We start from the raw sequence: 26,824 nt of genomic DNA, 5'->3' as shown, positions 1-26,824 counted from the left end.
CTATCCTCAGCCGCATGCGATCCATGGGTGGGGACCAGGTGGGGGAAGCCGTCGCGGGAGCCGTCGCGCTGTTGCGGGCGGTGGCCGGGCGGGACTGGGACGGGGTCGGGGCGGGCCGTCTCGAGTGGAGTTGCCGCAGGACCGCCGAGCACATCGCGGACGATCTCCTCGCGTACGCGGGACAGTTGACGGGGCGGGCCACCACGGCGTACGTGCCCTTCGGAATCTCCCTGGACGACGGCACCGACAACGCGGGGGTCGTCGACGTGATCGAGACGACCGGCGCCCTGCTCTCCGCCGCCGTGCGCACGACTCCGCGCGAGGTGCGTGCCTTCCATCCGTACCCGTTCCGCAACGCCAACCGCGAGGGCTTCGCGGCGATGGGCGTCACCGAGGTGCTGCTGCACACGCATGACATCGCGCAGGGTCTCGGGATCGCCTACGAGCCGCCGGCCGAGCTCTGCGCGGACGTACTCTCCCGGATCTTTCCGCACGTCAGGCCGGGGTCCGACCCGTGGCCCACTCTCCTGTGGGCGACCGGCCGCGGCGAGCTGCCCGGCCGCGCCCCGCTCACCGAGTGGCGCTGGAGCAACAACCTGGTGATCGGGGCCGAACGGCTCACGCTCCAAGGAGTCAGCCCGGCGGCCGCCGTCGATCTGCGCGCGGGCGGCACCGGCGGCTTCGAGTGGATCGAGGGCGGCCCCTTCGACGGCACGCGGGACGCCGCCGGAATGGTCGTGAAGGCGTACGAGAGCGGGGTGCACCGCCCGGAGTGGGGCATGTTCGTGCTCGTACGGACCGAGGACGGGCGGGCGGTCGGCGCCATGGGCTTCCACGGCGCCCCCGACGAGGACCGCCGCGCGGAAGTCGGCTACGACCTCGCCGAGAACGCCCGCGGCCACGGCTACGCGACCGAGGCCCTGCGCGCCCTCGCCACCTGGGCCCTCGCCCGCGACGAGCTCGACATCCTCTTCGCGGCCATAGAGCGGACCAACGCTCCCTCCCAACGGGTCGTCGCGCGGGCCGGGTTCACTCGGGTGAGCGAGGACGAGGAGCAGTACGCGTACGAGCTGCGCGAGCTGGATCCGGCCCTGCGCCTGTACGCACGCACCGGCTGACGCCCCGGCTCCCGGCCGGGTTCATCGGCCGACGCGGTCACCGGCCGACGTACTTGCGCCGCCGCAACCCCGCCCCGTACAGCAGCCGCACCACCTCGCGGCTGCTCACCTCCACCGCCCCGGCGCGCACGGCGTCGGCGTACCGGTGGGAGGGGATGTCGTAGTGGTCGCGCTCGAAGGCACGCGGAGGTACGCCCAAGTCCGCGGCGAACACGTGCAGTTCGTCGTACGAGACATCGCTGACCAGGTGGGACCAGAGCCGCCCGTGCCCCGGCCAGGTGGGCGGATCGATGTAGACGGTCACGAGGACGGCGTCTCGCCGGTCGCCGACCCGAGGCACCCCACAGAGGCGACCTTCACGCCCGCCTTGTGGCAGACCCAGTGCGGATCGGGCCCCAGCTCGGGCTCGACATCGAGGGCGTGCGGGTCGCCCGAGCCGCAGACCGGGCACAGCGGCCACCGCCCGTACCGCTCCAGCAACGCGTCCTGTACGTCCTGGGCGACGAGCCCGGCCACATAGCCGACGCCCTCCGGCCACTGCTCGACCCACCATCGGCGCTGCACCACCGAGTCCTCGACGAGTGAGACGACATCCGCCTCGGCGACCTCACCCGCGACGAGATCGGCGAGAACAAGGGCGCGAGCCGCGTGCAACGCCTGCTCCAAGGGGCTGACGGGATGACTGGTGGGGTCCATGCACCCATTGTGCGCACCCTTGACCGCATACCCCAGCAGAAAATATCTTTCAGAAGTGACCCAAAACGTGAAGGAAATTTTCGCCGGTGAGGCTCCGCCCGCCCCGGCGGCCCTCGCGGCCAAGGTGCGGACGCTCGCCCCGTCGATGACCCGCTCCATGCAACGGGTCGCCGAGGCCGTCGCCGGCGACCCGGCCGGCTGCGCGGCCCTCACGGTCACCGGCCTCGCCGAACTCACCGGCACCAGCGAGGCCACGGTCGTGCGCACCGCCCGCCTGCTGGGCTACCCCGGCTACCGCGACCTACGCCTCGCGCTCGCGGGCCTCGCCGCCCAGCAGCAGTCGGGCCGCGCCCCCGCCGTCACCGCGGACATCGCGGTCGACGACCCCATCGCGGACGTCGTCGCGAAACTCGCCTACGACGAACAGCAGACCCTCGCCGACACCGCGGCGGGGCTCGACACGGTCCAGCTCGGCGCGGCCGTCACCGCGCTCGCCGCCGCCCGCCGGATCGACATCTACGGCGTCGGCGCCTCCGGGCTCGTCGCCCAGGACCTGGCCCAGAAGCTGCTGCGCATCGGGCTCATAGCCCACCCGCACAGCGATCCGCACCTCGCCGTCACCAACGCGGTACAGCTGCGGGCCAAGGACGTGGCGATCGCGATCACCCACTCCGGCTCGACGGGCGACATCATCGAGCCGCTGCGGGTCGCGTTCGAACACGGGGCGACGACGGTGGCGATAACCGGCCGCCCGGACGGGCCGGTCACGCAGTACGCCGACCACATCCTCACCACGTCCACGGCCCGCGAGAGCGAGTTGCGTCCCGCGGCGATGTCATCGCGCACCAGCCAGCTGCTGGTGGTGGACTGCCTGTTCGTGGGGGTCGCCCAGCGGACGTACGAGACGGCGGCGCCGGCGCTGTCCGCGTCGTACGAGGCGCTGGCGCACCGCCACAGTCCTCGGGGCCGTATGCGGTAACGCTCCGCTGGGAGCCTGGAAAAACTGGATGCCGTCGTCACGCTGCGGGCCCGTTGTGGCTGGTCGCGCCCACGCGGCGGAGCCGCATATGTTCGCAGCCCCGCGCCCCTAAAGGGGCGCTTTACCGCCCCGTGTTGAAAAGAGCCGTTCGTCATGACCTTTTCCACCGCCGACGCCTCCTCCAACCACCACTCCCTGCGGGCCGAGTTGGAGACGTTGACCACCGAGGCGTTCCGTCCCGAGCTGTCCGAGATCGACCGGCTGTCGACGCTGGAGATCGCGAAGATCATGAACGCCGAGGACGCGACCGTGCCGACGGCCGTCGCGACCCAGCTGCCCCGTATCGCCGCCGCGATCGACGCCGTCGCCGAGCGCATGTCCCGCGGCGGCCGGCTGATCTACGCGGGCGCGGGCACCGCGGGCCGCCTCGGCGTGCTGGACGCCTCCGAGTGCCCGCCCACCTTCAACACCGACCCGACCGAGGTCGTGGGCCTGATCGCGGGCGGCCCGAGCGCCATGGTCACCTCGGTAGAGGGCGCCGAGGACTCCAGGGAGCTGGCCGCGGCCGATCTGAAGGAGCTCTCCCTGACCCCCGACGACACGGTGGTCGGTGTCTCCGCCTCCGGCCGCACCCCGTACGCCGTCGGCGCGGTCGAACACGCCCGCGCGCGCGGCGCGTTGACGATCGGCCTGTCCTGCAACGCGCACAGCGCGCTGGCCGCCGCGGCCGAGCACGGCATCGAGATCGTCGTCGGGCCCGAACTGCTGACCGGCTCCACCCGCCTCAAGGCGGGCACGGCGCAGAAACTCGTCCTGAACATGCTCTCGACGATCACGATGATCCGTCTCGGCAAGACGTACGGGAACCTGATGGTCGACGTCCGCGCCTCGAACGAGAAGCTGCGGGCCCGCTCCCGCCGTATCGTCGCCCTCGCGACCGGCGCCTCGGACGAGGAGATCGAACAGGCCCTCGCGGCCACCGACGGCGAGGTGAAGAACGCCATCCTCACCATCCTCGGCGGCGTGGACGGCCCCACGGCGGCCCGCCTTCTGGAGGAGAGCGACGGCCATCTGCGCGCGGCGCTCGCCGCATCGACGGGCTGACCAGCACCCTCATGGAGTGCGCACAACGAACGACTCCACGGCCGCCGCGATCCTCCCCCTGGTCGGCGGCGCCGCGAACGTCACCTCCGTCGCCCACTGCATGACCCGCCTGCGCCTGGGCCTACGGGACCGGACGCTCGTACACGAGGACGCTCTCAGGTCCCTGCCCGCCGTACTCGGCGTGGTCGCGGACGACGACAGCTACCAGATCGTGCTGGGGCCGGGCACGGTCGCACGAGTGACCCCCGAGTTCGAGGCCCTCGTCACCGGCACGGCCGGGGCGCCGACCCCCGGTACAGCCGGGGCGCCGACCACCAGCACGGCTGACGCGCTGGCCGCCCGTGGCGCCGAGTGGAAAGCCGCGCGTCGACAACGCAACGCGACCCCGCTCAAGCTCCTCCTGCGCCGGATCGCGAACATCTTCGTCCCCCTGATCCCCGCCCTGATCGGCTGCGGAGTCATCGCGGGCCTCAACGGCCTTTTGATCAATCTGGGGTGGCTCCCCTCCCTCACCCCCGCCCTCGCCGCGATCGCCTCCGGCTTCATGGCCCTGATCGCGGTCTTCGTCGGCCACCACACGGCGAAGGAGTTCGGCGGCACCCCGATCCTGGGCGGCGCGGTGGCGGCGATCATCGTGTACGCGGGGGTCGCGAAGGTGACGGCCTTCGGCATGACGCTGGCACCGGGCCAGGGAGGGGTGCTCGGCGCACTGGCCGCCGCGCTCCTGGGAACGTACGTGGAGAAGTGGTGCCGCCGCCGGGTCCCCGAAGCCCTCGACGTCCTCGTCACCCCCACCGTCACCGTCCTCGTCACCGGCCTGGTGACGCTCTACGCCCTGATGTACGCGGCGGGCGAGCTGTCGACGGCCGTCGGGGCGGGGGCGAACTGGCTCCTCGACCACACGGGCGTCTTCGCGGGCCTCGTCCTGGGCGGCCTGTTCCTCCCCCTGGTGATGCTGGGCCTGCACCAGGCCCTGATCCCCCTCCACACCACCCTCATCCAGCAGCAGGGCTACACGGTCCTGCTCCCCGTCCTGGCGATGGCGGGCGCGGGCCAGGTCGGCGCGGCACTCGCGGTCTACGTCCGCCTCCACCACGACCTGTCCCTCCGTACGACGATCAGGTCGGCGCTCCCGGCGGGCCTCCTGGGCGTCGGCGAACCCCTCATCTACGGCGTCTCGCTCCCCCTCGGCCGCCCCTTCGTCACCGCCTGCGCGGGCGGGGCGGCGGGCGGCGCCTTCGTCGGCTTCTTCTCGATGCTCGGCGACAAGATCGGCTCCACTGCGATCGGGCCCTCGGGCTGGGCGCTGTTCCCCCTGCTCAAGGGCACCGGCGGCCTGGCCCTGACGGCGGCGGTCTACGCGGGCGGACTGCTCACGGGGTATGTGGTGGGGTTCGCGGCGACGTACTTCTTCGGCCTCGGGAGGACGGTCGCGGGTGCGGGGGCCCTCGGCGGCGGGGGGACTGTCAGTGGCGTGTGCGATTCTTCGAAGGAGGGGAAGGACACCAACCCGGGAGGGAATCCACCACCGTGAACCACGCACAGCTGACCGCCCTCGGCCGCGCCCTGCGCGTGCTCGGCGAGCACGGCGACGCGCTGAACGCCGACACGCCCGACGCGAAGCTGCACGAGGTGAAGGCCGATCTGAAGCGGGCGCTGGACCTGCTGGAGGAGACGGTGACGACGGCGGTGCCCACGACCCGCTGCGCCGAGCATCCGAGCGGCCCGGTGGACGAGGGCGCCGTCGACCTCTGTCTGCTCTGCGAGACGCGCCGGCGCACCGCCCGCCGCACCAAGGTGAACGACGCCTTCCCGCAGGGCCGCCCCAGCGGCGCGGACGAGGCCCCCGAGCGCTCGATGTCCCGGTACGGCGTGCGGGCCGACCGCCCCCAGCCCCAGCAGCGCTGGCTGCCCGAGGTGTGGACCGGCCAGGCGTGGCAGTTGTGCGGCACCCCGCGCCGCGACCGCGTCGAGGCGGAGCGGTATCTCGCCGCGGAGCGCCGCACCCCCCGCCCCGGCATGGCCTACCGCCTGGTCCACGAGTTCACGGACTACGAGGTGCTGCGCATCTGGGGCACACCGGTGAAGGTGGACATCGAGCCGATGGGCAATCTGTAGCCGTTCCAGGTCCGTTGACCATTGACCTTGATCATTGCGTTGACCACAAGCGCCCAGGTCACCTGCGGGCTCCCGCGCTCGGGACGGCGGAGGCGAGATGCCTGCTGAACCAGTCCGTGGCCAGCTCGGTCGCCGATTCCAGGGTGCCGGGTTCCTCGAAGAGATGGGTGGCACCGGGGACGACGGCCAGCTGATGCTCACAGCTCAGGCGCGCCGCGGCCTGCCGGTTGAGGTCCAGGACCACGTGGTCACGGCCCCCCACGATGAGCAGCGTCGGAGCCTTCACCTCCGGCAGCCTGGGGCCGGCCAGGTCCGGCCTGCCCCCGCGGGAGACGACTGCCGCGACGTCCGCCGTGGGCTCCGCCGCCGCCCACAGCGCGGCGGCGGCGCCCGTGCTGGCACCGAAGTAACCGAACTCCATGCCCTGGGTGCCGGGCTGCTCACGCAGCCATTCGGTCGCCTGGGTCAGGCGGCGGGCGAGCAGCGCCGTGTCGAACACGTTGTCCCGGTTCACCGCCTCGGCCTCGGTGAGCAGATCGAACAGAAGGGTGCCGAGACCGGCGCGGTTCAGCCCGGTGGCGACAAAGCGGTTGCGTGGGCTCTTCCTGCTGCTGCCGCTGCCGTGGGCGAAGAGGACGACCCCGGGGGCGCCGCGGGGCAGCGTCAGCCGCCCGTCGAGCGCGGCGCCCGTGGCCGGTATCCGGACCGCCCTGTCGTAAGGCGGAGAAGCGCGCCCCGGAGAGGCGCCGCCCGCAGCCGGTGGCGCGTCGGACGTGGCGTGCGCCGCACGGTTGTGCTCCAGGCAGGCGATGACCTCCTCGTCGCTCGTCTGCTCGAAGTCCGTGTAGAACTGACCGATCGCGTGGAACAGCCGGGGGGTGTACAGACAGACGCCTTCGTCCGCCGCGCCTCCGATGCGGGCCGACCAGTCGTGCGGCGCCACAGGAACCGCCAGCACGATCCGCGACGCGCCGCGGGCCCGCGCGATCCGGCAGGCCGCCAGTGCCGTGGAGCCGGTCGCCAGACCGTCGTCCACCACCAGGACCGTCCGCCCTTCGTACCGGGCCGGCCGCTGCTCGCCCCGGTAGCGGCGGGCCCGCTGCTCCAGGACACCGCGCTCGTGTTCCTCCACCCTCGCCAGATCACGGTCCGTCACACCCGTCGCACGCACCACCTCCTCGTTGATGACGCGGACGCCTTCCTCGCCGATGGCGCCCATGGCCAGCTCCGGCTGGAAGGGCACCCCCAGCTTGCGTACGAGGCAGACGTCGAGCGGAGCGCCGAGGGCCTCGGCGACCTGCGCGGCGACCGGGACGCCGCCGCGGGGAAGTCCCACGACCACGAGGTCCTGGCCCTTGAGGTGCTGCAGCCGGGCGGTGAGCCGTCGGCCCGCGTCGGTTCGATCAGCGAAGTACATGGTCGCCTCCCGGGGTGAGGTGAGGTCCTCGGGGCCCGAATGAAGTCCGGTCCGCACTGCCGGGCGGACAAGTCCATTATGGAGCGCCGCCACTCGCGGCTCCCAGCGCCGGCCGGACGGTGAGGGTGCCGTCCGGGCTGCGTTCGACGTGTGAGCCGTAGGCCCGGCTGATCCGGCCCAGAACATCCCCCACCCACCGCGATTCCTCGGCCGCCGCGCGCTCCAGCCGCATCCGCCGGGACCGCATCGGGACGATGCGCACGTCGTGGAACCTGCCGTTGTCCGGGTCCACGGTGACGAAGTACAGCAACCGGAGATCGTCCCGGTACTCCTCGTAGCCGCCGATGCCCTCGTAGTCGTTGATCAGGTCACCGCAGCCGTGGGTGATGAGCTTTCCCCGGTACGACTCCAGCGGCCGCGGATGGTGCGAGGAGTGCCCGTGCACGACGTCCGCGCCGGCGTCGATGAGCGCATGGCCGAAAGCGGACCTGGTCACGTGGGACGAGGTAGCCCCAGTTGGAGCCCCAGTGGACCGAGACGACCACGATGTCGCCCGGCCGCCGCGGCCTCCGACGGCTCGGCGACGAAGTCGACCCCGCTGCGCTCTGCGGTGGCGGCCCAGCCGCGGGGGATGCCGCTGGAGGCCGTCCCCATGGAGAAGACCAGGACACGCCGGCCGCCCGCGACGGGGACGATCGCGGGACGCCTGGCCGCGTCGGCGTCCCGCCCCGCTCCTGTCGAGCGAAGGCCCGCGTCGGCCAGGGCGTCGAGGGTCTCCGCCAGCCCGCGGCGGCCGTAGTCCAGCACATGGTTGTTGGCCAGGGCGCAGACGTGCGGACGGGCGGCGGCCAGACCGGGCAGGTTGGCCGGGTGCATCCGGTAGTGGACCTCTTTGCCGGGCGCGGCCTCGTCGTTCCGCGTGACGGCCGTCTCCAGGTTGAGGATCCGGGCGTCGGGTGCCGCCGCGGCGAGCACGTCCAGCGCGTCGCCCCAGGGCCAGGAGAAGTCGACCGGCCGGGGAATCACACCGTTCGCCGCCTCGGCCAGCTCCACATAGGCGCGGGCGTCCTTGATGTACGACTCGCGCAGCCTCGGATCGCCGGGGTGCGGAAGGATCTGGTCGACTCCGCGGCCGAGCATCACATCGCCGGCCAGAAACAGCGTGACGAGGTCACCGCCCATTTCTCCAGGTTAGGCCGGTCCGGTGGGTATTGCTCCCGGACGGCAAGGGGCCCGCCGCCCGGGTCCCCTTGCCGTTGTGCTCCTGTGGGTGCCAGGCGCTCGGCGCTCTAGCCTTTGTAGCCCGACACCGTGGCGATCCACTTGATGAAGTCGCCCGGGTCCTGGTCCGCGCCGTGACCGGCGTCCCAGTAGTACGAGGTGTTGACGTCGTCGCCCAGGCTCTTCAGACGGGCGCCGAGGTTGCTCGCGACTGTGAGCGTGGTGTCGCTGTCCTTGGTGCCGAGGCGGATCCACCAGTGCTTCGAACGGTTCCCGTTGACCTTGTCCACGAGGTGGTACATCGGGTTCATCAGGTTGAGCTTCTCGGGGATGTCGCTGTCGAGGCGCGCGCTGTCGCCCTGCTCGTGGCGCAGGCTGTAAAGCGTGAAGTGCCGGTTCGCGGTGGCCCCCGTACCGAACTCGTTGTTCTCACCGGCGGACAGGTCGAAGGCGTCGAACGCCGGGGTGTCCTTCTTGCGGGCACCCACGTGGGTGAGGAAGTCGGCCCAGGAGAAGGCCGCCCTGCCGCCGGACCACGTGATGAACGGGTTCGCGGCCAGGTAGGTCGCGCGGTCCGTGTCCGACAGCGCCGTGAGGTACTTGGCGGCCGACGGCTCCAGGTGGGTCCTGACCAGGTACTCGTCGAGGTTGCGCGCCGTGAGGGTGCCGAAGTCCTTCGCCGTCAGTCTGAGGGAGGCGAGATAGTCGCCGTACGCGCTGGTCAGCTCCTTGGAGACGGTCTGGTCGACCAGCGAACCGCTGCTCAGCGCGTTGGCGCCCCAGTTCCACTCGTACGCCATGTCGGCGTGTTCGAGGTCGGTGATCGGGCACCAGGCGCCGGTGGCGAAGATGGCATCGCTCGCGTCGGCCGCGCCCAGCTCCCTCAGGTACGAGTCGTAGAGCGGGCTGTCGCCGGACGCGCCGAGCAGCGAGGACAGGGCGCCGCCGGCACTGACCCCCGTGGAGACGATCCGGTTCACGTCGCCCGGGATGCGCCCCTTGTTGAACTTCACATACCGGACCGCGGCCTTGAGGTCGACGATGGCGGCGGGGGCGGTGCCGTAGTACGTACCGCTGGAGTCGACCAGCGACCGCCCGCGCGCGCCCGGCTCCACGACGACGTACCCGGCGGCGAGCGCCAGTTGCTGGCGGCTGAGCGTGCCAGCGGGGCCCATGGCTCCGCCGATTCCGGTGGCGTTCGCGACGGACGACGGCATGTAACCGCCGACCTGGTTGGCGAAGAGGATGGGGGCGCCCGAGGCGTCGACGGCCGTGCCGTCGATCTTCACGGGGACGCTGACGTTCAGGGTCTGGTAGGTGGCGTTCACTGGATTGGCCACGTAGGAGGCCACTTTGTAGAAGTGGTAAACCACCGCGTGGGCGGTGCCCGCGGTGTCCGTGACGCTGATGGTCAGCTCCGTGTAGGCATCCGGGTCGAAGACCAGGGAGGAGTCCTTGGACGCCGAGGACGACGTCGAGGAGGTGCGGCTCGCCGCCCGCGCGCTGGAGGCGAACCCGACCGCCGGCACCGCGGCGGCCGCGGTGAGCCCCATGACTACTGCCCTACGCTTCACTTCACGTCTCCTGTCTTCGCGGCTCGTTCATTCAAACGACTTCGCACAACGACCCTTTTCCCCCGCACAGTTGGAGGCGGGCACGGCCCCAAGTGCAACAGCCGTTTCTTAAGACCTCCTTTGCGTCTTCAGTGACAGCACCGGGAACCGGCCACCGCCCTGACCAGGCGCGACCACCGGCGTCCTGCCCGGCCCACCTGCAAACCGAGCCAATCGCCCACAAAATTGTCAGCAATTTTGGCGCGATCTCGCGCGCCGGGTGCCGGGCGGTCACGGAGGGCCGTTTCCAGGTCTCAGCCGCTTCTCAGCCGTGCCCCAGCACCCCTCGGTGCGACTTCCCGTCCTGGTTGACCTCCCTGACCCGCGCCAGCAGCACCTCACCCGGCGGCGCCTCCGGCGGGCAGTCCCGCTCCAGCCCGCCCCCGCACGCACGCAGCGCTTCGGCCAACCGCACCGCCGTGCGCACGTTGCACCGCCCCAACGCGACCAGGGCGAAGGGCTCCTCGCTCGCGCCGGTCACCGGATCGACCCGCAACGACGGCAGCACGACCCCGACACCTTCCAGCGCCGCCTTCAACCGCGCCACCACCTCCTCGGTCGACCCCACCCGCTCACTCGGCGTCATTCCCATGGCTCCCGAACCTCCACTCTGAGTGTCAGCGTTCACCACACAGAGTGGCCGACACGCCTCTAACCTGGCCAGAGACGGCTGCCCAACAACCCCGCCTGTGTAACAGGGAGTTGCCATACCAGGTCCGAAGGATCTCGATCCGTCCACCTCCCCGCGCGCCATGATGGGCGCCGAACTCTGCCACGCCCGCGAGAGAGTCGGCCTCAGCCAGGACGAGCTGGGCCAGCCCCTCTTCGTCAGCGGCTCGTTCATCGGCCAGCTGGAGGCCGGCACGCGGCGCATGCACCTCGAATACGCCCGCCAGATAGACGACATCCTCGGCACGAACGGCTTCTTCGAGCGCAACTGCATGGCCTTGGCCAAGTCCAAGTACCCGGATCACTTCGCGGAGGCGGCGGAGTCGGAGGCGATCGCGGCGGCGATCAGGCAGTACGCGACGCTGCCGATCCCGGGGTTGCTCCAGACGGAGGCGTACGCGCGAGCCGTCTTCCGCGCGTACCGCCCGACCACGACGGAGGACGTCATCGACGAGCTGGTGGCAGCGCGGCTGGAGCGCGCCCACCTCTCGACGATCCAACAAAGCCGTTGTTGTGGGCGGTTCTGGACGAGGCGGTACTGCGCCGAGCGGTGGGCGGCGCAGAGGCGATGGCGGAGGCCTTACGGCACATCGCCGCGCTGATCCGGCAGCACCGGATCATCGTGCAGGTGCTGCCGTTCAGGGCCGGGGCACACGCGTCGATGCACGGCTGCCTGAAACTCATGGAGTTCGAGGACGCGCCCCCGCTCTCCTTCGTCGATGCACCGGACATGGGCAAGCTGCTGGACGACCCGGCGACGGTCACCCGCCACACCCTGATGTTCAACCTCCTCCAGGCCGCGGCGCTGTCTCCGCCGGAATCCCTGGCCCTGATCGAATCGGTGGCGCAGGATTACGAGCATGGAGAACAGCACCCATGAGTACGACCTGAGCACAGCCACCTGGCACAAGTCGTCGTACAGCGGCGGCCAGGGTGGCGACCGCCTGGAGATCGCCCGCTGGCGCAAGTCGACGTACAGCGGCGGCGACGGCGGCGACTGCCTGGAAGTCGCGGACGGTCACCCGACCCTGGTCCCCGTCCGCGACTCAAAGAACCCCCTCGGCCCGAAGCTCGCGTTCCGGGCCGAGGCGTGGTCCGCCTTCGTCGAAAACCTCAAGCACAACTGACTCGCAGACACCCCGGAGCTCAAGCGCCGAGCTCCGAGCCCTCTCTGTAAGGAACGGGAGGAGGGCCTCAACCCGCCCTCCCACCCCGCGAGTTGACTTGACGCAACCGACTTGCCACGGACAGTGACAAGGGCTTAGCGTGCCCGCATAACGAACAACCCCCGCTAGGTGCTGGAACACCTGCGGGGGTTTGACCTACGAGATCGAATCGAGCCTCGATCCCATGGCTGAAGCCAACTTTAGTGCTACACCCCGCCCTGCGCACGCCCTCCCCTACCCGATGGCCAATCCGGGCTACGGAAAACGCAGCGCACCGGACCAACTCCCCCGCACCAAAAACGACTTCGCGCACCTCCCGCCCTGCGAAGCAGCGATCGCCGCGTACATCGACCGCCTCCCCAACGGCGCCGACATCTCCGTGAAAACGCTGGCCAAGGAGCTCCCGTACGGCCAGTGCGCCCTGCGTACGGCCCTCAACTACCTCACCAGGGCAGGCCACTTACGCCGGGGCCGCGAACATCTGGCCGACTCGGGAAGTCAACGCTGGATCACCCGAACGTGGTTCACCCGGACGGCACGGGACGACGACTGGTGGGCGGCGTTCACACGGGGCGACGTACCGCAGGAGTCGCCGGAACCCCCACCCAGGCCCACCCGCTCCCGCGCCTACATCCTGCTGGCGGCGCTGGGTCGCACAACTCCTGCCTTCTCCCTCTCCGAGAGGGACTGCGCGGAACTCGCGCCCCTGCTCACGGAGTGGTTCGCAAGGGGCGCCACCGATGACCAGGTACTCCAGTCCCTGACCGCAGGCCTCCCCATCCCCGTCCACAGCCCGGCCGCCCTCCTCCGCAAGCGCCTGACGACAAAGCTCCCGCCCGAACCCGTGCGAGACACCCCACGCCCGCCCCTCCGCGTACTGGAGTGCGCAAAGTGCGGCGCCCCGGGCCGCCCGGAGGCCCTGCCGGGCGGCGCCTGCGGCCCCTGCCGGGGCGAGGTCGCCCCACGGGCCTCCATCCCGCTGACGTCCTCCGCAGTCCATACCCACGCCGCCGCAGCCCGCGCGGCGATGGTCGACCGACACGAAAGGCCACGCGTATGACCGCTCCAACGGTCCGGAAGCACACAGCCGGGGCACCATGGTGGGAAGGAGGCGAGCCCACCATGACCTTTGGCACCAGGCGCCCGCAGATGTCCCAGGAGGACTTCGAAGAGCTGGCCGGCAAGGCCCCGACGAACGTGCAGCTCGAATTCCTCGATGGGCGGCTGTACGTCAAGGGCGACCACATCGAGGTCGAGGACTTCGAGGAACTCGCCCGCAAGGCCCCGGAGGGCATCAAGCTCGAACTCATCGACGGAAAGCTAGAGGTCAAGCCGTTGCCGGACCAGCGCCACAGGGCCATCGTGATGTGGCTCATGGTTGAAGCCCTTCAGCAACGCCCCGAGTGCCGCCTGTACCCCGAACAGGGCCTCAAGATCGGCGCCTACCGCAAGGGCAACGCCTGTGCGGACGCGGCACTTGCGCCTCTCGATCACTTCATCGCCCAGGAAGGCGACTGGGCGACTCCGGAGGGCGTCCTCATGGTCGTCGAAGTCACCTCCCGCGACCGTGACACCGACCGACGCGACCGCATCGACAAGGTCCGCGGCTACGCGGAAGCAGGCATCCCGATGTACCTGCTCATCGACCGGGACAACGACACCGTCGTCGTGCACAACGACCTCAAGACCGGCGCGTACCAGCAGAGCCCCTCATACCCGTACGGAGCCGTCGTCGAGCTCCCCGCCCCCGTAAACATCACCCTGAACACCGAAAAGCTCAAGGACTACGCCGACTGACCTCCAGGAAAGAACCCCGCAGCGCCCTCAGCCCATCAACGGCAGCGCCCCGAAGGCGTGGTGCTCCCAGAGGCGGCGTGAGGTCTCGTGCGGGTAGGGGGTGACCGCGGAGTCCGTGTCGAAGACCTGGGTCGGCCGCCGCTCGATGTCGTACGCGGGCCAGCCCGGGTCTCCCGTCGTGGCGAACGCCGTCCAGGCCGTGCGGAAGCGGGACGACAGGGCCTCGGCCTCCAGGGAGGACTCGACCCCGGCGAACAGCATCAGGCCGAGGTCGGCCCCGTACGTCCCGAACAGCAGCGGTACGTCCAGGCCGTGACAGGCACCCAGCGCGCCGCCGTAGGCGGGGGCGGCCCAGGCCAGCTCGTAGACGTGCGCACGGCCACCGCCCGCTGTCTGCGCCTCGGCCAGGCGCAGCGAGGGCATACGGAACAACGCGTCGGAGTGCACCCACTCGTGGAGCTCCTCGGGCGAGGCGTCGGGGAAGGCGGTGCGGTAGGCCCGCTCGCCGTCGGCCCCAGAGCCCGGCCCCGGCTCCGACCCCGACCGCGATCCGAGTACCGCTGCCGGTCCGAAGGTGCGCAGTGCCGCCGTCGCCTGCTCGTCGGTGATCGTCCCGAGTCCACCGCCCAGCGCGGCGAACAGCCGGTACTCGTCCCGGGTGTGCCCGACGATCAGTTCCACGTCCCGCGCCGCGCCGGCCGCCAGTGCCTGCCAGGGGTCGGACGGCAGCAGTTCCCCGTCGACGACGGGCGAGAAGGCGGTCAGCGTGTGGGCGACCGTGCCCCACCTGTTCTCGAACGTCCGCATCTTGGCGCCCAAGGTCTCGCCCGCGGCGGGCAGTTGCCGGGGATCCACCGTCGAGAGGTCGGCGGCCGTCGGGCGCAACCCCGCCTCGGCGGCGATGGCGGCGGCGATGTCCCGGGCGAGTTCGTCGGAGAAGAAGGGGCCGGGCACGCTCTGCGCGATCGCCCGCCCGAACAGCCCGGCCGCGCTCGGCATGGCCAGCAGCGCGGCGATGGACCCGGCGCCCGCGGACTCGCCGAAGACGGTGACTCGGCCGGGGTCGCCGCCAAAGGCCGCGATGTTCTCCCGTACCCATTCCAGGGCCGCGATCTGGTCGAGCAGCCCTCGGTTGGCGGGGGCCCCGTCGATCCGGGCGAAACCCTCCACTCCGAGGCGGTAGTTGAGGGTGACGACGATCAGGTCGCCGTCGCGGGCGATGCGGCGGGCGTCGTATCCGGGGCTGCCGGAGTGGCCGAGTTTGTAGGCGCCGCCGTAGATCCAGACCATCACCGGACGGCGAGCGGCCGGGTCCGGGTCGGGCGTCCAGATGTTGACGGTCAGCCAGTCGTCGCCCATGGGGCCGTCGATCACCCCGGTACGGCCCTGGAAGCCCGACTCCTGCGGGGGCGGCGGGCCGAAGGCGAACGCGTCCCGGGTGCCGTCCCAGGCGGCCACCGGGCGCGGGGCGGCGAACCGCGCGTCCCCCACCGGCGGTTCCGCGAACGGAATGCCCCGGAAGACCACCAGCCCGTCCTCCCGGCGACCACGCACCGCACCGGCACGGGTGCGCACCACGCTCGCTCCTGCTGACGTCACGACGGCTCCCTGGGTACGGGTGGAACGGAACAGGTCCTCGAGGGAACAGCGTGCTACGAAACAGCCTGGCGATCACCCCCCGGGATGGGGAGGGTGATCGCCTGGGTGTGATTTCGGACAGGTCGGCCCGAGGCTCAGCTGAGGGTGCTCATCGCCTTCGGGTCGTACGACCCGAGCTCCTCGAACCGTCCGTCCAGTACCTTCGCCGCCCACTCCGGGTCCTGGAGGAGAGCGCGGCCCACGGCGACGAGGTCGAACTCGTCGCGCTCCAGTCGCTCGAGGAGGTTGTCGAGGGACGCCACCGCGGAGCCCTCGCCCGCGAAGGCCTTGATGAAGTCGCTCTGGAGGCCGACCGAGCCGACGGTGATGGTGGGCTTGCCGGTGATCTTCTTGGTCCAGCCCGCGAGGTTCAGGTCGGAGCCGTCGAACTCGGGGAGCCAGTAGCGGCGGGTGGAGGCGTGGAAGGCGTCGATGCCGGCGGCGGCGAGCGGGGTCAGGATGGCCTCCAGCTCCTGAGGGGTCTCGGCGAGCCGGGCGTCGTAGTTGTTCGACTTCCACTGCGAGTAGCGGAAGAGGACGGGGAAGTCCGCCGAGACCGAGTCACGCACCGCGGCGACGATCTCCGCCGCGAACTTCGTACGGGCGACGGGGTCGCCGCCGTACGCGTCCGTACGCCGGTTGGTGCCCGCCCACAGGAACTGGTCGATCAGGTATCCGTGCGCGCCGTGCAGTTCGACGCCGTCGAAGCCTATGCGCTCGGCGGTGGCGGCGGCCTCGGCGAACGCGACGATGACCTCGTCCAGGTCGGCCTGGGTCATGGCCTTGCCGGTGCCCTCGGTGCCGTTGAGACGGATGCCCGAGGGGCCGACCGCGGGGGCGTCGGCGTACGGCGGCCGCCCTTCCCTGCGCACCATGCCGATGTGCCACAGCTGCGGAACGATCGCGCCGCCGGCCGCGTGCACCGCGTCGGCGACCTCCGTCCAGCCCGCGAGCTGCTCCGAGCCGTGGAAGCGCGGGACGCGGTCGCTCTCCCCGGCCGAGTCGTGGCCGACGTATGTGCCCTCGGTGACGATGAGGCCCACGCCCGCGGCGGCACGGCGGGCGTAGTACCGGGCCACGTCCTCACCGGGGACGCCGCCCGGGGAGAACTGCCGGGTCATCGGTGCCATCACGATCCGGTTCGGGACGGTCAGGCCGTTCAGCGAGACGGGGCGGGAAAGGATCTCGGCCGCGCGGGAGTCGGGGGCGTCGAGCGTCACGTGGGGGGCTCCTCGGAGGGGTCGAAGGACGAAGGACATCGAAGTCGGAGGCATCGAGGTCGAAGGACAACGATGCGGATGATCGATGCGGATGGTCGGACAGGTCGGCCGGCGGGGAGTGGGCATGTGTGTGCGTGCGCATGCGTATTCACCGCACTCTGGGCCACAACCGCCCTCTCCGCCGCCGCATTCCACGGCCCTTGGCCTCCGCGTGTGACCCCGGGCACGCCCGAGGGCGGCACCCCCTGGGAGTGGGGGTACCGCCCTCGGAACGTAGGACAGTGATCAACCAGAGGTCGATCAGAAGTCCATGTCACCGCCCGGCATGCCGCCCGGAGCGGCCGCGGCGGCCTTCTCCGGCTTGTCGGCGATGACGGCCTCGGTGGTCAGGAACAGCGCGGCGATGGAGGCGGCGTTCTGCAGGGCAGAGCGGGTCACCTTCGCCGGGTCGATGATGCCTTCGGCGATCATGTCGACGTACTCACCGGTCGCGGCGTTCAGACCGTGGCCGACGGGCAGGTTGCGCACCTTCTCGACGATGACGCCACCCTCGAGACCACCGTTGACGGCGATCTGCTTGAGCGGGGCCTCCAGGGCGAGCTTCACGGCGTTGGCGCCGGTCGCCTCGTCACCCGTCAGCTCCAGCTTCTCGAAGACCGAGGAGGCCTGGATGAGGGCCACGCCACCACCGGCGACGATGCCCTCCTCGACGGCCGCCTTCGCGTTGCGAACGGCGTCCTCGATGCGGTGCTTGCGCTCCTTGAGCTCGACCTCGGTGGCGGCACCGGCCTTGATGACGGCCACTCCGCCGGCCAGCTTCGCCAGGCGCTCCTGGAGCTTCTCGCGGTCGTAGTCCGAGTCCGAGTTCTCGATCTCGGCGCGGATCTGGTTGACCCGGCCGGCGACCTGGTCGGCGGAGCCGGAGCCGTCGACGATCGTGGTCTCGTCCTTGGTGATGACGACCTTGCGGGCGCGGCCCAGCAGGTCCAGACCCGCGTTCTCCAGCTTGAGGCCGACCTCCTCGGAGATGACCTCGCCGCCCGTGAGGATGGCGATGTCGCCGAGCATGGCCTTGCGGCGGTCACCGAAGCCCGGGGCCTTGACGGCGACGGACTTGAAGGTGCCACGGATCTTGTTGACGACCAGGGTCGACAGGGCCTCGCCCTCGACGTCCTCGGCGATGATCAGCAGCGGCTTGCCCGACTGCATGACCTTCTCCAGGAGCGGGAGCAGGTCCTTGACGTTGGAGATCTTGGAGTTGGCGATCAGGATGTACGGGTCGTCGAGGACGGCCTCCATACGCTCCATGTCGGTGGCGAAGTACGCCGAGATGTAGCCCTTGTCGAAGCGCATACCCTCGGTGAGCTCCAGCTCCAGACCGAAGGTCTGGGACTCCTCGACGGTGATGACGCCTTCCTTGCCGACCTTGTCCATCGCCTCGGCGATGAGCTCGCCGATCTGGGTGTCGGCGGCGGAGATGGAGGCCGTGGAAGCGATCTGCTCCTTGGTCTCGACATCCTTGGCCTGCTCAAGGAGGGCACCGGAGACGGCCTCGACGGCCTTCTCGATACCGCGCTTGAGAGCCATCGGGTTGGCGCCGGCGGCTACGTTGCGCAGGCCCTCGCGGACGAGCGCCTGGGCGAGAACGGTCGCGGTGGTCGTACCGTCACCGGCGACGTCGTCCGTCTTCTTGGCGACTTCCTTGACCAGCTCGGCGCCGATCTTCTCGTACGGGTCCTCGAGCTCGATCTCCTTGGCGATGGAAACACCATCGTTGGTGATCGTGGGGGCGCCCCACTTCTTCTCGAGGACGACGTTGCGGCCCTTGGGGCCAAGGGTGACCTTGACGGCGTCGGCGAGCTGGTTCATCCCGCGCTCGAGACCGCGCCGTGCCTCCTCGTCGAACGCGATGATCTTGGCCATGTGAAGTGGTCCTCCCGGACTGGGGTGGATTGCTCCGGACCGCGCTGGCGCCCGCGACGGACGGCCTGCCTGCCCCGTGGTTCCTTGCACCACCTGGCCTGCGGACCTCACCCACCCGGTCCTTCGTTATCACTCTCACCTTCAGAGTGCTAACGCCAATGATTAGCACTCGCCCCTGCCGAGTGCAAGCGCCTCACCTTGATCCGCAGGTGAGAAGGGGCGCGCGACCCGCGCGTCGCGCCGGTGCGCAAGCGGACCCACACCCGCGGGCGGGGCAGACCGAAGGGCTCGTATCCCAGGGGATACGAGCCCTTCGTCACGTCGAACAGTCAGTCGGCGCGTGCTTCAGCTGGTCGCCAGTCGGACCATGTCCGCCTGCGGCCCCTTCTGGCCCTGCGAGATCTCGAAATCGACCCGCTGACCCTCTTCCAGGGTGCGGTAGCCGTCCATCTGAATCGCGCTGTAGTGGACGAATACATCCGCACCACCGTCGACCGCGATGAAGCCGTACCCCTTCTCCGCGTTGAACCACTTGACGGTGCCCTGAGCCATGCCTAACTCCCCTATTACTGGCCCTTGCACAGGACCGCACTTCGCGGACCCGGGTCAGACCTCACCCCCCAACGGTTGGGGGTGTGCGCCGGAACGCGTCGACCGCGGCTGAATGTATCTGTCCAACTGCCGTCTGCAACAGGTCAATCGGACGAGAATTCCGGGCACGACCGATCGGGAATATAGGGAGAATTCGCGAAGATTCAGGGCAAGTCGGGCCCCATAAATGCCATATAAGGCTCAAAAACGCGGGGCACTTTGGCTACTTCTTGCCGGACTTCGGGCGCGAACTCATATGCACCCGGCGTGCAAAATGGAGCGACTTCCCCAACTGTACCGCGCTCAACCATACAGAATTGCCCCCTCCGCTTCTCTCACGGAGGGGGCAATTCGATGAACTCTCGGTGATTGGCATTACCGAGGGTAATGATCTCACCCTGTGTAATGCCCCGCCCGATGGTCAGCCACCGGCGACGGCGGGGATGATCGATACTCCCGCGCCGTCCGGCGTCGCCGTCTCCAGGCCCTGCTCGAAGCGGACGTCGTCGTCGTTCACGTACACGTTGACGAACCGGCGCAGCTTGCCCTGGTCGTCCAGGACGCGCGCGGCGATACCCGTGTGGTTCTTCTCCAGGTCCGCGATGACCTCGCCGAGGGTCCCACCCTCGGCCGTCACCTCGGCCTGACCAGCGGTGTAGGTGCGCAGGATGGTGGGGATGCGGACGTTGACGCTCATTCCTTGTGACCTCCGGTCGGATGGTGCCCCGTAGGGGCGCGGGGCGTTGCTGGATATGCCAAGCCCTACGCGAGGCCGGCCTCTCGGAACGAGTCCAGGTTGGGACGGATGGTCGCCGTCAGTCCCGTCCCGGCCACCGCGTCCAGCGTCTTCAGGCCGTCCCCGGTGTTCAGGACGACGGTGGTCAGCGTCGGGTCCAGCAGCCCGTTGTCGATCAGCTTCTTCGTCACGCCGACGGTCACCCCGCCGGCGGTCTCCGCGAAGATGCCCTCGGTCCGGGCGAGCAGCTTGATCGCGTCGACGACCTGCTCGTCGTTGACGTCCTCCACCGCACCGCCCGTGCGCCGCGCGATGTCCAGCACGTACGGCCCGTCGGCCGGGTTGCCGATGGCGAGCGACTTGGCGATGGTGTTCGGCTTCTGGGGCCGTACGACGTCGTGGCCGGCCTTGTAGGCGACGGACACCGGCGAGCAGCCCTCGGCCTGGGCACCGAAGATCTTGTACGGCTTGTCCTCGACCAGTCCGAGCTTGATCAGCTCCTGCAGCCCCTTGTCGATCTTCGTGAGCTGGGAGCCGGAGGCGATGGGGATCACCAGCTGGTCGGGGAGCTGCCAGCCCAGCTGCTCGCAGATCTCGTACGCGAGGGTCTTGGACCCCTCCGCGTAGTACGGCCGCAGGTTGACGTTGACGAAGCCCCAGCCCTCACCGGCCGGGTCGCCGATCAGCTCGGAGCAGAAGCGGTTCACGTCGTCGTAGTTGCCCTCGATGCCGACGAGCTCGCCGCCGTAGATCGCGGCCATGACGATCTTGCCCTGCTCCAGGTCGTGCGGGATGAACACGCAGGAGCGGAAGCCGGCGCGGGCGGCGGCGGCACCCACGGCGCCGGCGAGGTTGCCGGTGGAGGAGCAGGAGAGGGTCGTGAAGCCGAACGCGCGGGCGGCCTCGATGGCCTGGGCGACGACGCGGTCCTTGAAGGAGTGCGTCGGGTTGCCGGAGTCGTCCTTGACGAAGAGCTTGCCGACCTCGACGCCCAGCTCGCGGGCGAGGTTGTCGGCCTTGACGAGCTTGGTCCAGCCGGGGTTGATGTTCGGCTTGTCGGCGACGTCGGCCGGGACGGGGAGCAGCGGCGCGTAGCGCCAGATGTTCGCGGGGCCCGCTTCGATGCGCGCCCGGAGCTCTTCGGTTTCGTACGCCGAGAAGTCGTACGCGATCTCCAGCGGGCCGAAACACTCCTCGCAGGCGAAAACCGGGCCGAGCGGCACGCGGTGCCCGCACTCACGGCAGGAAAGCGCGGCGGCGGGTCCGAGATCCACACCGGCTACGGTGGTGGTGTCGCCCGCGACAGGGTTCGTGGTGCTTGCAACAGTCGAACTTGCAACAGTCTGCGCAGCCATGGAGGCGAGGCCCTTTCTCCTCATCTTCCTCACGACGCACTTCGCCGTGAGACGGATTTGGCACCTTCCCAAGCCGGGAGCCTCGCCACATCAATGTGACAAGAACCAGCTGGAGGGTTGCCGGGGCTTCATCGGGCCGTATCCCTCTGCCCCTCTGGATGAGCGGTATTCGGTTGTGTCGTGCGGGTGGCGCGGTGGTCCGCGAATGATCTACGACATGCGATGGTCATCCGCGTTGTTCAAGACTGTAACCGAAGGCCAGGACAGTTGAGAGAGTCGTCCGAACCGCGAGATGGATCACACCGTGAGACACCGGGTGATCAGACAGTGAGGAGCCGCAGACTGTGCTGAAGGAAGTTGAGCGCTGGCTGAGCAATCGCTCCTGGTCCGTGACCGATCGCCCGCTCCACCAGATCATGTCCGCCAAACGGGCCACCGGCTCCTCGGTGAGCGTCGTGCTGCCCGCGCTGAACGAGGAGGAGACGGTCGGCGAGATCGTCGCCATCATCCGCCACGACCTGATGCAGCAGGTGCCCCTCGTCGACGAGATCGTCGTCATCGACTCGGGCTCGACCGACCGCACCTCGCAGGTGGCCGCCGCGGCGGGCGCGCGCGTGGTGCACCGGGACGAGATCCTGCCGCGCATCCCGACCGTGCCCGGCAAGGGCGAGGTGCTGTGGCGTTCCCTCCTCGTGACGAGCGGGGACATCGTCTGTTTCATCGACGCGGACCTGAAGGAGTTCTCCTCGGACTTCGTCTCGGGGATCGTGGGGCCGCTGCTCACCGAGCCCGGTGTGGACCTCGTCAAGGCGATGTACGACCGTCCGCTCGGTGGTGCGGCGGGTCAGGGCGGCCGGGTCACCGAACTCATGGCCCGCCCCCTCCTCAACATGCACTGGCCGCAGCTGGCCGGCTTCGTGCAGCCGCTCGGCGGGGAGTACGCGGCCCGCCGCTCGCTGCTCGAACAGCTCCCCTTCCCCGTCGGGTACGGGATCGAGCTGGGCATGCTCGTCGACGCCCTGCACCTGGTGGGCCTGGACGCGCTCGCCCAGGTCGACGTGGGGGTGCGCAAGCACCGCCACCAGGACGGGCAGGCGCTGGGCCGGATGTCCGCCGCGATCTACCGCACGGCCCAGCTCCGGCTGGCCCGCGGCCACCTGATCCGCCCGGCCCTCACCCAGTTCGAACGCGGCGGGGACGGTTTCGAGCCGCGCACATACTCGGTGGACACGGAGGAACGTCCGCCAATGGTCGAAATCTCCGAGTACCAGAAACGAAGGGCGGCGTAGCAGCGCCCCGTCAGGGGCGCGAGGCTGTGACATATGCGGCTCCGCCGCGTGGGCGCGACAAGCCCCCACCGGCCTGCGGACGGCATACGGCTGAAGGGAACGTTTGAGCGTTTCGACGCCGGGCTAGGTTTCGATGCATGGCTTCCCCCGCTTCAACGCAAGGCGCCCACCACATCCTCGTCGCGTCCAACCGCGGCCCGGTCACCTACGAGGTCCACGAGGACGGCTCACTGCGCGCCAAGCGCGGTGGCGGCGGGCTGGTCTCGGGTCTCTCCGCGATCGGGCCGGACGCGGGGGCCCTGTGGGTGTGCTCGGCGCTCGGTGACGGCGACCGCGAGGCGGTCCGGCGCGGGGTCGCCGAGGACGGCGTACGGATGCTGGACATCGACGCCGACGTGCACGCGGACGCGTACAACGGCATCGCGAACTCCGTGCTGTGGTTCGTCCACCACATGCTGTACCAGACCCCGCTGGAGCCGGTCTTCGACGCGGAGTTCCGGCGCCAGTGGGCGTCGTACGAGGTGTACAACCGTGCCTTCGCCGAGGCGCTGGCCACGGAGGCGGCGCAGGGCGCGGCGGTGATCGTCCAGGACTACCACCTGACCCTCGTCCCCGGAATGCTGCGCGCGCTCCGCCCCGACCTGCGGATCGGCCACTTCTCGCACACCCCCTGGGCCCCGGTCGACTACTTCCGGATGCTGCCCGACGACATCGCCGAACAGGTGCTGCGCGGCATGCTCGGCGCGGACCGGCTCGGCTTCCTCACCCACCGCTGGGCGGACGCGTTCACCGCCTGCTGCGACGCGCTCGTCGGCGGGCTCGGCGCCACCCGGATCGGCGTGCACGGGCTCGGCGCGGACGCGGACTTCCTGCGCAGGCGCTCGCACGAGGCGGACGTCGCGGACCGCATGGCCGCGCTGCGGGAGCAGATCGGCGAGGGCCGCAGGACGATCGTGCGGGTCGACCGGACCGAGCTGTCGAAGAACATCGTGCGGGGCCTGCTGGCGTACCGGCAGCTGTTGGAGGACCGCCCGGAGTGGCGCGAGCGCGTCGTCCACGTGGCCTTCGCCTACCCCTCCCGTCAGGACCTGGCCGTCTACCGCGACTACACAGCCGAGGTCCAGCGCGTGGCGACCGAGATCAACTCCCGGTACGGCACGCCGGGCTGGACCCCCGTCGTCCTCCACGTCAAGGACGACTTCGCCCGCTCCCTGGCCGCGTACCGGCTCGCCGACGTCGCCCTCGTCAACCCCATCCGCGACGGCATGAACCTTGTCGCCAAGGAGGTGCCCGTCGTCTCCGACGAGGGGTGCGTGCTGGTGCTCTCGCGGGAGGCGGGGGCGTACGAGGAGCTGGGCGAGGACGCGGTGGTGGTGAACCCGTACGACGTGGTCGGTACCGCGCGGGCGCTGGACGCGGCGCTGGCCATGCCGGTGGGAGAGCGGGCGGAGCGTACGAAACGGTTGGCCGCCGCCGCGACGGCGTTGCCTCCGGCGCAGTGGTTTTTGGAGCAGTTGCGGGAGTTGGAGGGCTGAGTCGGGGGTCCGCCCGGGGATCAACCGTCCAGGCGAGTCGCCAATGCCGTCAGCAGGCGTACGACTCCCGCCGGGCCGTCGACGACGAGATCCGCGCGTTCGGCCAGTTCGGTGACTTCCGCGCTGCCGCTGCACACCAGGAGGCCCGGGACGCCGTCCGAGCGGAGTTTGTCGACGGCGGCGAAGGCGGGGAGGTCGCCCAGGTCGTCGCCGGCGTACATGACGGCTTCGGCGTGGACCTCGCGGACGTACTCCAGGAGGGCGACGCCCTTGTCCATGCCCGGGGGACGGAGTTCGAGGACCATCCGACCGGGTTCGACGATCAGGCCGTGGCGGGTGGCGAGGTCGGCGAGAGGTTCGCGCAGTGCCTCGAACGCGGCCTGGGGGTCCTGTGCGCGGCGGGTGTGGACGGCGACCGCGCGGCCCTTCTCCTCGATCCAGGTGCCGTGCCAGGCGCCGACCCTGTCGAGGACCCCGGGCAGCTCGGCGCGGACGGCGGCGACGCCGGGATGCGGGGCGGGGGCGTTGACGGTGCCGGTGCGGGCGTCCCAGCGTTCGGCGCCGTAGTGGCCGAGGACGACGAGGTGGTCGAGGCCCGGGACGCCCGCGAAGCCGCCGTGGCGGACCGCCACTCCGGCCGGGCGGCCGGTGATCACGGCGACGGAGGCGACCTTCGGGGCGAGGGCCGCCAGGGCGGGCACCGCGTCGGGGTGGGCGCGGGCCTGTTCCGGGTCGGCGACGATGGGGGCGAGTGTTCCGTCGAAGTCGAGCGCGATGACGGCCCGGTCGGGCCGGGTGAGGACGGCGTCGAGGCCGTCGCGTCCGGCGGGGGTCACGGGTGTCGGCAAGGGTTCCGTGACGTCCGGGGATTCCGGGGTTTCCGAGTGGCTGCCCATGCTCCGACCCTATCCGCGCGGCCCCGGGCGCACCCACGGCTCACCGAGTCACACCACCCCGCCGTCCCACCGCGGCCGAAGAACCCGCCCCCAGGAAGCCGGTGTCAGCGTTCCGCGCGGCGGGTGTCCCGGATCCGGCGGAGGCGGTTCACCGTGATCGGGTCGTGGGCGAGGGCACGGGGGTCGTCGAGGAGGGCGTTGAGGAGTTGGTAGTAGCGGACGGGGGCGAGGCCGAGTTGCTCGCGTATCGCCCGTTCCTTCGCGCCCGGCCCGGTGAACCCACGCCGCTCCATGGCGAGGATCCCCCGCTCCCGCCCGCTCAGTTCGTCCATGACCGCACCGTAGCTCCCGCCGCTGACAATGCTGTCGGCGAATCCGCCGGCAGGGACACGCTCCTCGGCAACCGTGAGCACTTAAGCGCTTAAGTGCTCACGGCTGCCGGCACACATAGGGTCGGACCGACGTCACTCACCCGCGGCGGTGTCGGTCATGGTCGCCGTCTGCTGGAGCGAGCCGAGGGTGCCGGACGGGCTGCCGTCCGGGGAGACCGCCTTGCCGATCTGCTTCTTGATGTCGGCGCTGACAGCGGCCCAGGACGTCTTGCCGACCGGATAGAGCTGGGAGGAGGGGAGCTCGTCCAGGAACGGGGCGAGGTCCGCGTCGTTCTTGTCCTGCGCCATCGTCTCGGACGCGGACGCCGTGACCGGCAGCAGGTCGTACTCGTGGGAGAAGGCGAGCACGTTCTTCTCGCTGTAGACGTAGTCGAGGAACGTACCGATCTGATCGCGGTGGCCGTTCTTCTTGAAGGCCATCATCCAGTCGGCGACACCCATCGTGGCCCGGGACCTCCCGTTCGCCCCGGGCATCGGCACCATCCCGAACCTCACACCCTTGTCGGCGGCCATCTTCATCAGCGTGGGGTGCCCGTTGAGCATCCCGACCTCGCCGCGCGCGAACGCCGCGAAGGCGTCGGCACGGTTGAGCTTCGCGGGCGCGACCGGTCCGGTGAGGCCCTTGCCGACCAGATCGTCCTTGAGCCAGGTGAGGGTGGCGACGTTCTGCGCGGAGTCCAGCCTGTAGGTGCCGACGTCGTCGGTGTAGCCGTCGCCACCGCTCAGCAGCCACTGCATGGTCTCGGCCTGGGCCTCCTCGGGACCGAGGGGCAGCGCGTAGGGGATCTTCACTCCCCGGGCCTTCAACGCCTGCGCGTCGGCGGCCAGCTCGCTCCACGTCGTCGGCGCGCTGAGGCCCGCGGCGGAGAACAGCTTCTTGTTGTAGAAGAGCAGCCGGGTGGAGGCGGCGAACGGCATGCCGTACTGCACCCGGTTCACCTTCCCCGCGTCGGTGAGCTGCGCGACGAAGTCGGCCTGGACGGGTATGGAGAGCACCTCTTCGGCCTTGTACAGCTGGCCCTTGGCGGCGTAGTCGGCGTACGCGCCGATCTGCGCCATGTCGGGGGCGTCGCCCTGCTCGACCATCTCCTTGACCTTGCGGTCGACCTCGGTCCACGGGTAGACGCTGACCTCGACCTTGGTCCCGGGGTGGTCGGCCTCGTACCCCTTGACGAGCTTGTCCCAGTACTTCTGGGAACTGTTGGCCTTGGAGTCCCCGTAGTCGGCGGCCACGAGTCTGAGGGTCACGTCCCCGGAACCGCCCGAGCTGCCGCAGCCCGCGAGGGTCGCCGTCATGCCCAGGGCGGACCCCGCCGCGATCAGTACCGTCCTACGCCCTGCCCTACGCCGC

Annotated in this window: 24 protein-coding genes, 2 pseudogenes and 1 riboswitch; of the genes and pseudogenes, 11 read left to right on the top strand and 15 right to left on the bottom strand. The window is 70.2% G+C overall.

Features of this window, described 5'->3' with window-relative positions; all coding sequences use genetic code 11:
* Window positions 1-14 precede the first annotated feature (14 nt).
* Window positions 15-1,118, top strand: coding sequence for a GNAT family N-acetyltransferase (locus OG819_RS15705; RefSeq protein ID WP_266649930.1), 1,104 nt, complete (start codon window positions 15-17; stop codon window positions 1,116-1,118).
* Between the two features lie 37 nt (window positions 1,119-1,155).
* Here the strand turns inward: OG819_RS15705 and OG819_RS15700 are convergent, their stop codons facing one another.
* Both OG819_RS15700 and OG819_RS15695 read right to left on the bottom strand, forming a co-directional pair.
* Entirely contained in the window at window positions 1,156-1,422 is a 267-nt protein-coding gene (locus tag OG819_RS15700) for a DUF4031 domain-containing protein (RefSeq protein ID WP_266433384.1), read from the bottom strand.
* Entirely contained in the window at window positions 1,419-1,814 is a 396-nt protein-coding gene (locus OG819_RS15695) for a hypothetical protein (protein WP_099921988.1), read from the bottom strand. Before OG819_RS15695 ends, OG819_RS15700 begins: the two co-directional genes overlap by 4 nt.
* Before the next feature lie 55 nt (window positions 1,815-1,869).
* On the opposite strand from OG819_RS15695, the gene OG819_RS15690 reads away from it, so the two are divergent.
* The 4 genes from OG819_RS15690 to OG819_RS15675 all read left to right on the top strand — a co-directional run bounded on the left by OG819_RS15690 (window position 1,870) and on the right by OG819_RS15675 (window position 6,015).
* Entirely contained in the window at window positions 1,870-2,793 is a 924-nt protein-coding gene (locus OG819_RS15690; RefSeq protein ID WP_266625797.1) for a MurR/RpiR family transcriptional regulator, read from the top strand.
* 153 nt (window positions 2,794-2,946) lie between these two features.
* Window positions 2,947-3,897, top strand: a complete 951-nt coding sequence (gene murQ / locus OG819_RS15685) for an N-acetylmuramic acid 6-phosphate etherase (RefSeq protein WP_266625798.1) — start codon at window positions 2,947-2,949, stop codon at window positions 3,895-3,897.
* A 16-nt stretch (window positions 3,898-3,913) separates the two neighbouring features.
* Window positions 3,914-5,431 (top strand): PTS transporter subunit EIIC, encoded by a 1,518-nt coding sequence (locus tag OG819_RS15680; RefSeq protein WP_266649928.1) that lies wholly within the window; start codon window positions 3,914-3,916, stop codon window positions 5,429-5,431.
* Window positions 5,428-6,015 carry a hypothetical protein gene (locus OG819_RS15675; RefSeq protein WP_266625801.1) on the top strand — a complete coding sequence of 196 codons (588 nt, stop codon included), beginning with the start codon at window positions 5,428-5,430 and terminating at the stop codon, window positions 6,013-6,015. The genes OG819_RS15680 and OG819_RS15675 overlap by 4 nt, the downstream gene beginning before the upstream one ends.
* A gap of 58 nt (window positions 6,016-6,073) precedes the next feature.
* On the opposite strand, the gene OG819_RS15670 is transcribed toward OG819_RS15675, so the two are convergent.
* The 4 genes and pseudogenes from OG819_RS15670 to OG819_RS15655 all read right to left on the bottom strand — a co-directional run bounded on the left by OG819_RS15670 (window position 6,074) and on the right by OG819_RS15655 (window position 10,852).
* The gene (locus tag OG819_RS15670; protein ID WP_266625803.1) at window positions 6,074-7,432 is read right to left on the bottom strand and encodes a phosphoribosyltransferase family protein; all 1,359 of its coding nucleotides are present in this window, start codon (window positions 7,430-7,432) and stop codon (window positions 6,074-6,076) included.
* Window positions 7,433-7,508: 76 nt separating this feature from the next.
* A pseudogene (locus OG819_RS15665) lies at window positions 7,509-8,614 on the bottom strand (CapA family protein).
* A gap of 107 nt (window positions 8,615-8,721) precedes the next feature.
* Complete coding sequence (locus tag OG819_RS15660; RefSeq protein ID WP_266652698.1) at window positions 8,722-10,206, bottom strand: subtype B tannase; 1,485 nt, start codon at window positions 10,204-10,206, stop codon at window positions 8,722-8,724.
* A 325-nt stretch (window positions 10,207-10,531) separates the two neighbouring features.
* The gene (locus tag OG819_RS15655) at window positions 10,532-10,852 is read right to left on the bottom strand and encodes a hypothetical protein (protein ID WP_266649926.1); all 321 of its coding nucleotides are present in this window, start codon (window positions 10,850-10,852) and stop codon (window positions 10,532-10,534) included.
* A gap of 121 nt (window positions 10,853-10,973) precedes the next feature.
* Here OG819_RS15655 and OG819_RS15650 point away from each other — a divergent pair.
* From OG819_RS15650 to OG819_RS15635, 4 genes and pseudogenes are all read left to right on the top strand, one after another.
* Window positions 10,974-11,815 (top strand): annotated as a pseudogene (locus tag OG819_RS15650) (helix-turn-helix domain-containing protein).
* Window positions 11,796-12,062, top strand: coding sequence for a DUF397 domain-containing protein (locus tag OG819_RS15645; protein WP_266649924.1), 267 nt, complete (start codon window positions 11,796-11,798; stop codon window positions 12,060-12,062). The pseudogene OG819_RS15650 and the gene OG819_RS15645 overlap by 20 nt, the downstream one beginning before the upstream one ends.
* A gap of 223 nt (window positions 12,063-12,285) precedes the next feature.
* A complete protein-coding gene (locus OG819_RS15640) occupies window positions 12,286-13,161 on the top strand; it encodes a hypothetical protein (RefSeq protein WP_266625807.1) in 876 nt (291 codons plus the stop codon).
* A gap of 62 nt (window positions 13,162-13,223) precedes the next feature.
* Window positions 13,224-13,898 carry a Uma2 family endonuclease gene (locus tag OG819_RS15635; RefSeq protein ID WP_266625809.1) on the top strand — a complete coding sequence of 225 codons (675 nt, stop codon included), beginning with the start codon at window positions 13,224-13,226 and terminating at the stop codon, window positions 13,896-13,898.
* Window positions 13,899-13,925: 27 nt separating this feature from the next.
* Here OG819_RS15635 and OG819_RS15630 read toward each other — a convergent pair whose 3' ends face one another.
* The 6 genes from OG819_RS15630 to thrC all read right to left on the bottom strand — a co-directional run bounded on the left by OG819_RS15630 (window position 13,926) and on the right by thrC (window position 21,361).
* Window positions 13,926-15,497, bottom strand: coding sequence for a carboxylesterase family protein (locus OG819_RS15630; RefSeq protein ID WP_266649922.1), 1,572 nt, complete (start codon window positions 15,495-15,497; stop codon window positions 13,926-13,928).
* 134 nt (window positions 15,498-15,631) lie between these two features.
* Window positions 15,632-16,756 carry an NADH:flavin oxidoreductase gene (locus tag OG819_RS15625; RefSeq protein WP_266649920.1) on the bottom strand — a complete coding sequence of 375 codons (1,125 nt, stop codon included), beginning with the start codon at window positions 16,754-16,756 and terminating at the stop codon, window positions 15,632-15,634.
* A 300-nt stretch (window positions 16,757-17,056) separates the two neighbouring features.
* Window positions 17,057-18,679, bottom strand: a complete 1,623-nt coding sequence (gene groL / locus OG819_RS15620) for a chaperonin GroEL (RefSeq protein ID WP_266433365.1) — start codon at window positions 18,677-18,679, stop codon at window positions 17,057-17,059.
* Between the two features lie 345 nt (window positions 18,680-19,024).
* Complete coding sequence (locus OG819_RS15615; RefSeq protein WP_019057200.1) at window positions 19,025-19,231, bottom strand: cold-shock protein; 207 nt, start codon at window positions 19,229-19,231, stop codon at window positions 19,025-19,027.
* A gap of 460 nt (window positions 19,232-19,691) precedes the next feature.
* Window positions 19,692-19,967, bottom strand: a complete 276-nt coding sequence (locus OG819_RS15610; protein WP_266433361.1) for a MoaD/ThiS family protein — start codon at window positions 19,965-19,967, stop codon at window positions 19,692-19,694.
* Window positions 19,968-20,032: 65 nt separating this feature from the next.
* Complete coding sequence (gene thrC, locus OG819_RS15605) at window positions 20,033-21,361, bottom strand: threonine synthase (RefSeq protein WP_266625826.1); 1,329 nt, start codon at window positions 21,359-21,361, stop codon at window positions 20,033-20,035.
* Between the two features lie 17 nt (window positions 21,362-21,378).
* Window positions 21,379-21,526, bottom strand: a riboswitch (SAM riboswitch).
* Between the two features lie 179 nt (window positions 21,527-21,705).
* Here thrC and OG819_RS15600 point away from each other — a divergent pair.
* Window positions 21,706-22,650 (top strand): glucosyl-3-phosphoglycerate synthase, encoded by a 945-nt coding sequence (locus OG819_RS15600; RefSeq protein WP_266583401.1) that lies wholly within the window; start codon window positions 21,706-21,708, stop codon window positions 22,648-22,650.
* A gap of 137 nt (window positions 22,651-22,787) precedes the next feature.
* Entirely contained in the window at window positions 22,788-24,185 is a 1,398-nt protein-coding gene (locus OG819_RS15595; protein WP_266625829.1) for a trehalose-6-phosphate synthase, read from the top strand.
* Window positions 24,186-24,205: 20 nt separating this feature from the next.
* On the opposite strand, the gene otsB is transcribed toward OG819_RS15595, so the two are convergent.
* The 3 genes from otsB to OG819_RS15580 form a co-directional block, all read right to left on the bottom strand.
* Window positions 24,206-25,081: a trehalose-phosphatase gene (gene otsB, locus OG819_RS15590; protein WP_266649917.1), complete on the bottom strand. Its 876-nt coding sequence runs from the start codon at window positions 25,079-25,081 to the stop codon at window positions 24,206-24,208.
* Between the two features lie 104 nt (window positions 25,082-25,185).
* A complete protein-coding gene (locus OG819_RS15585; protein ID WP_266433351.1) occupies window positions 25,186-25,413 on the bottom strand; it encodes a DUF3263 domain-containing protein in 228 nt (75 codons plus the stop codon).
* Between the two features lie 132 nt (window positions 25,414-25,545).
* Complete coding sequence (locus OG819_RS15580; protein WP_266652697.1) at window positions 25,546-26,769, bottom strand: extracellular solute-binding protein; 1,224 nt, start codon at window positions 26,767-26,769, stop codon at window positions 25,546-25,548.
* Window positions 26,770-26,824 lie beyond the last annotated feature (55 nt).

Source organism: Streptomyces sp. NBC_01549 (genome assembly GCF_026339955.1).
Lineage (GTDB): Bacteria > Actinomycetota > Actinomycetes > Streptomycetales > Streptomycetaceae > Streptomyces.
The sequence above is the reverse complement of the archived record's forward strand: the minus strand, read 5'-3'. Positions and strand labels throughout refer to the sequence as shown.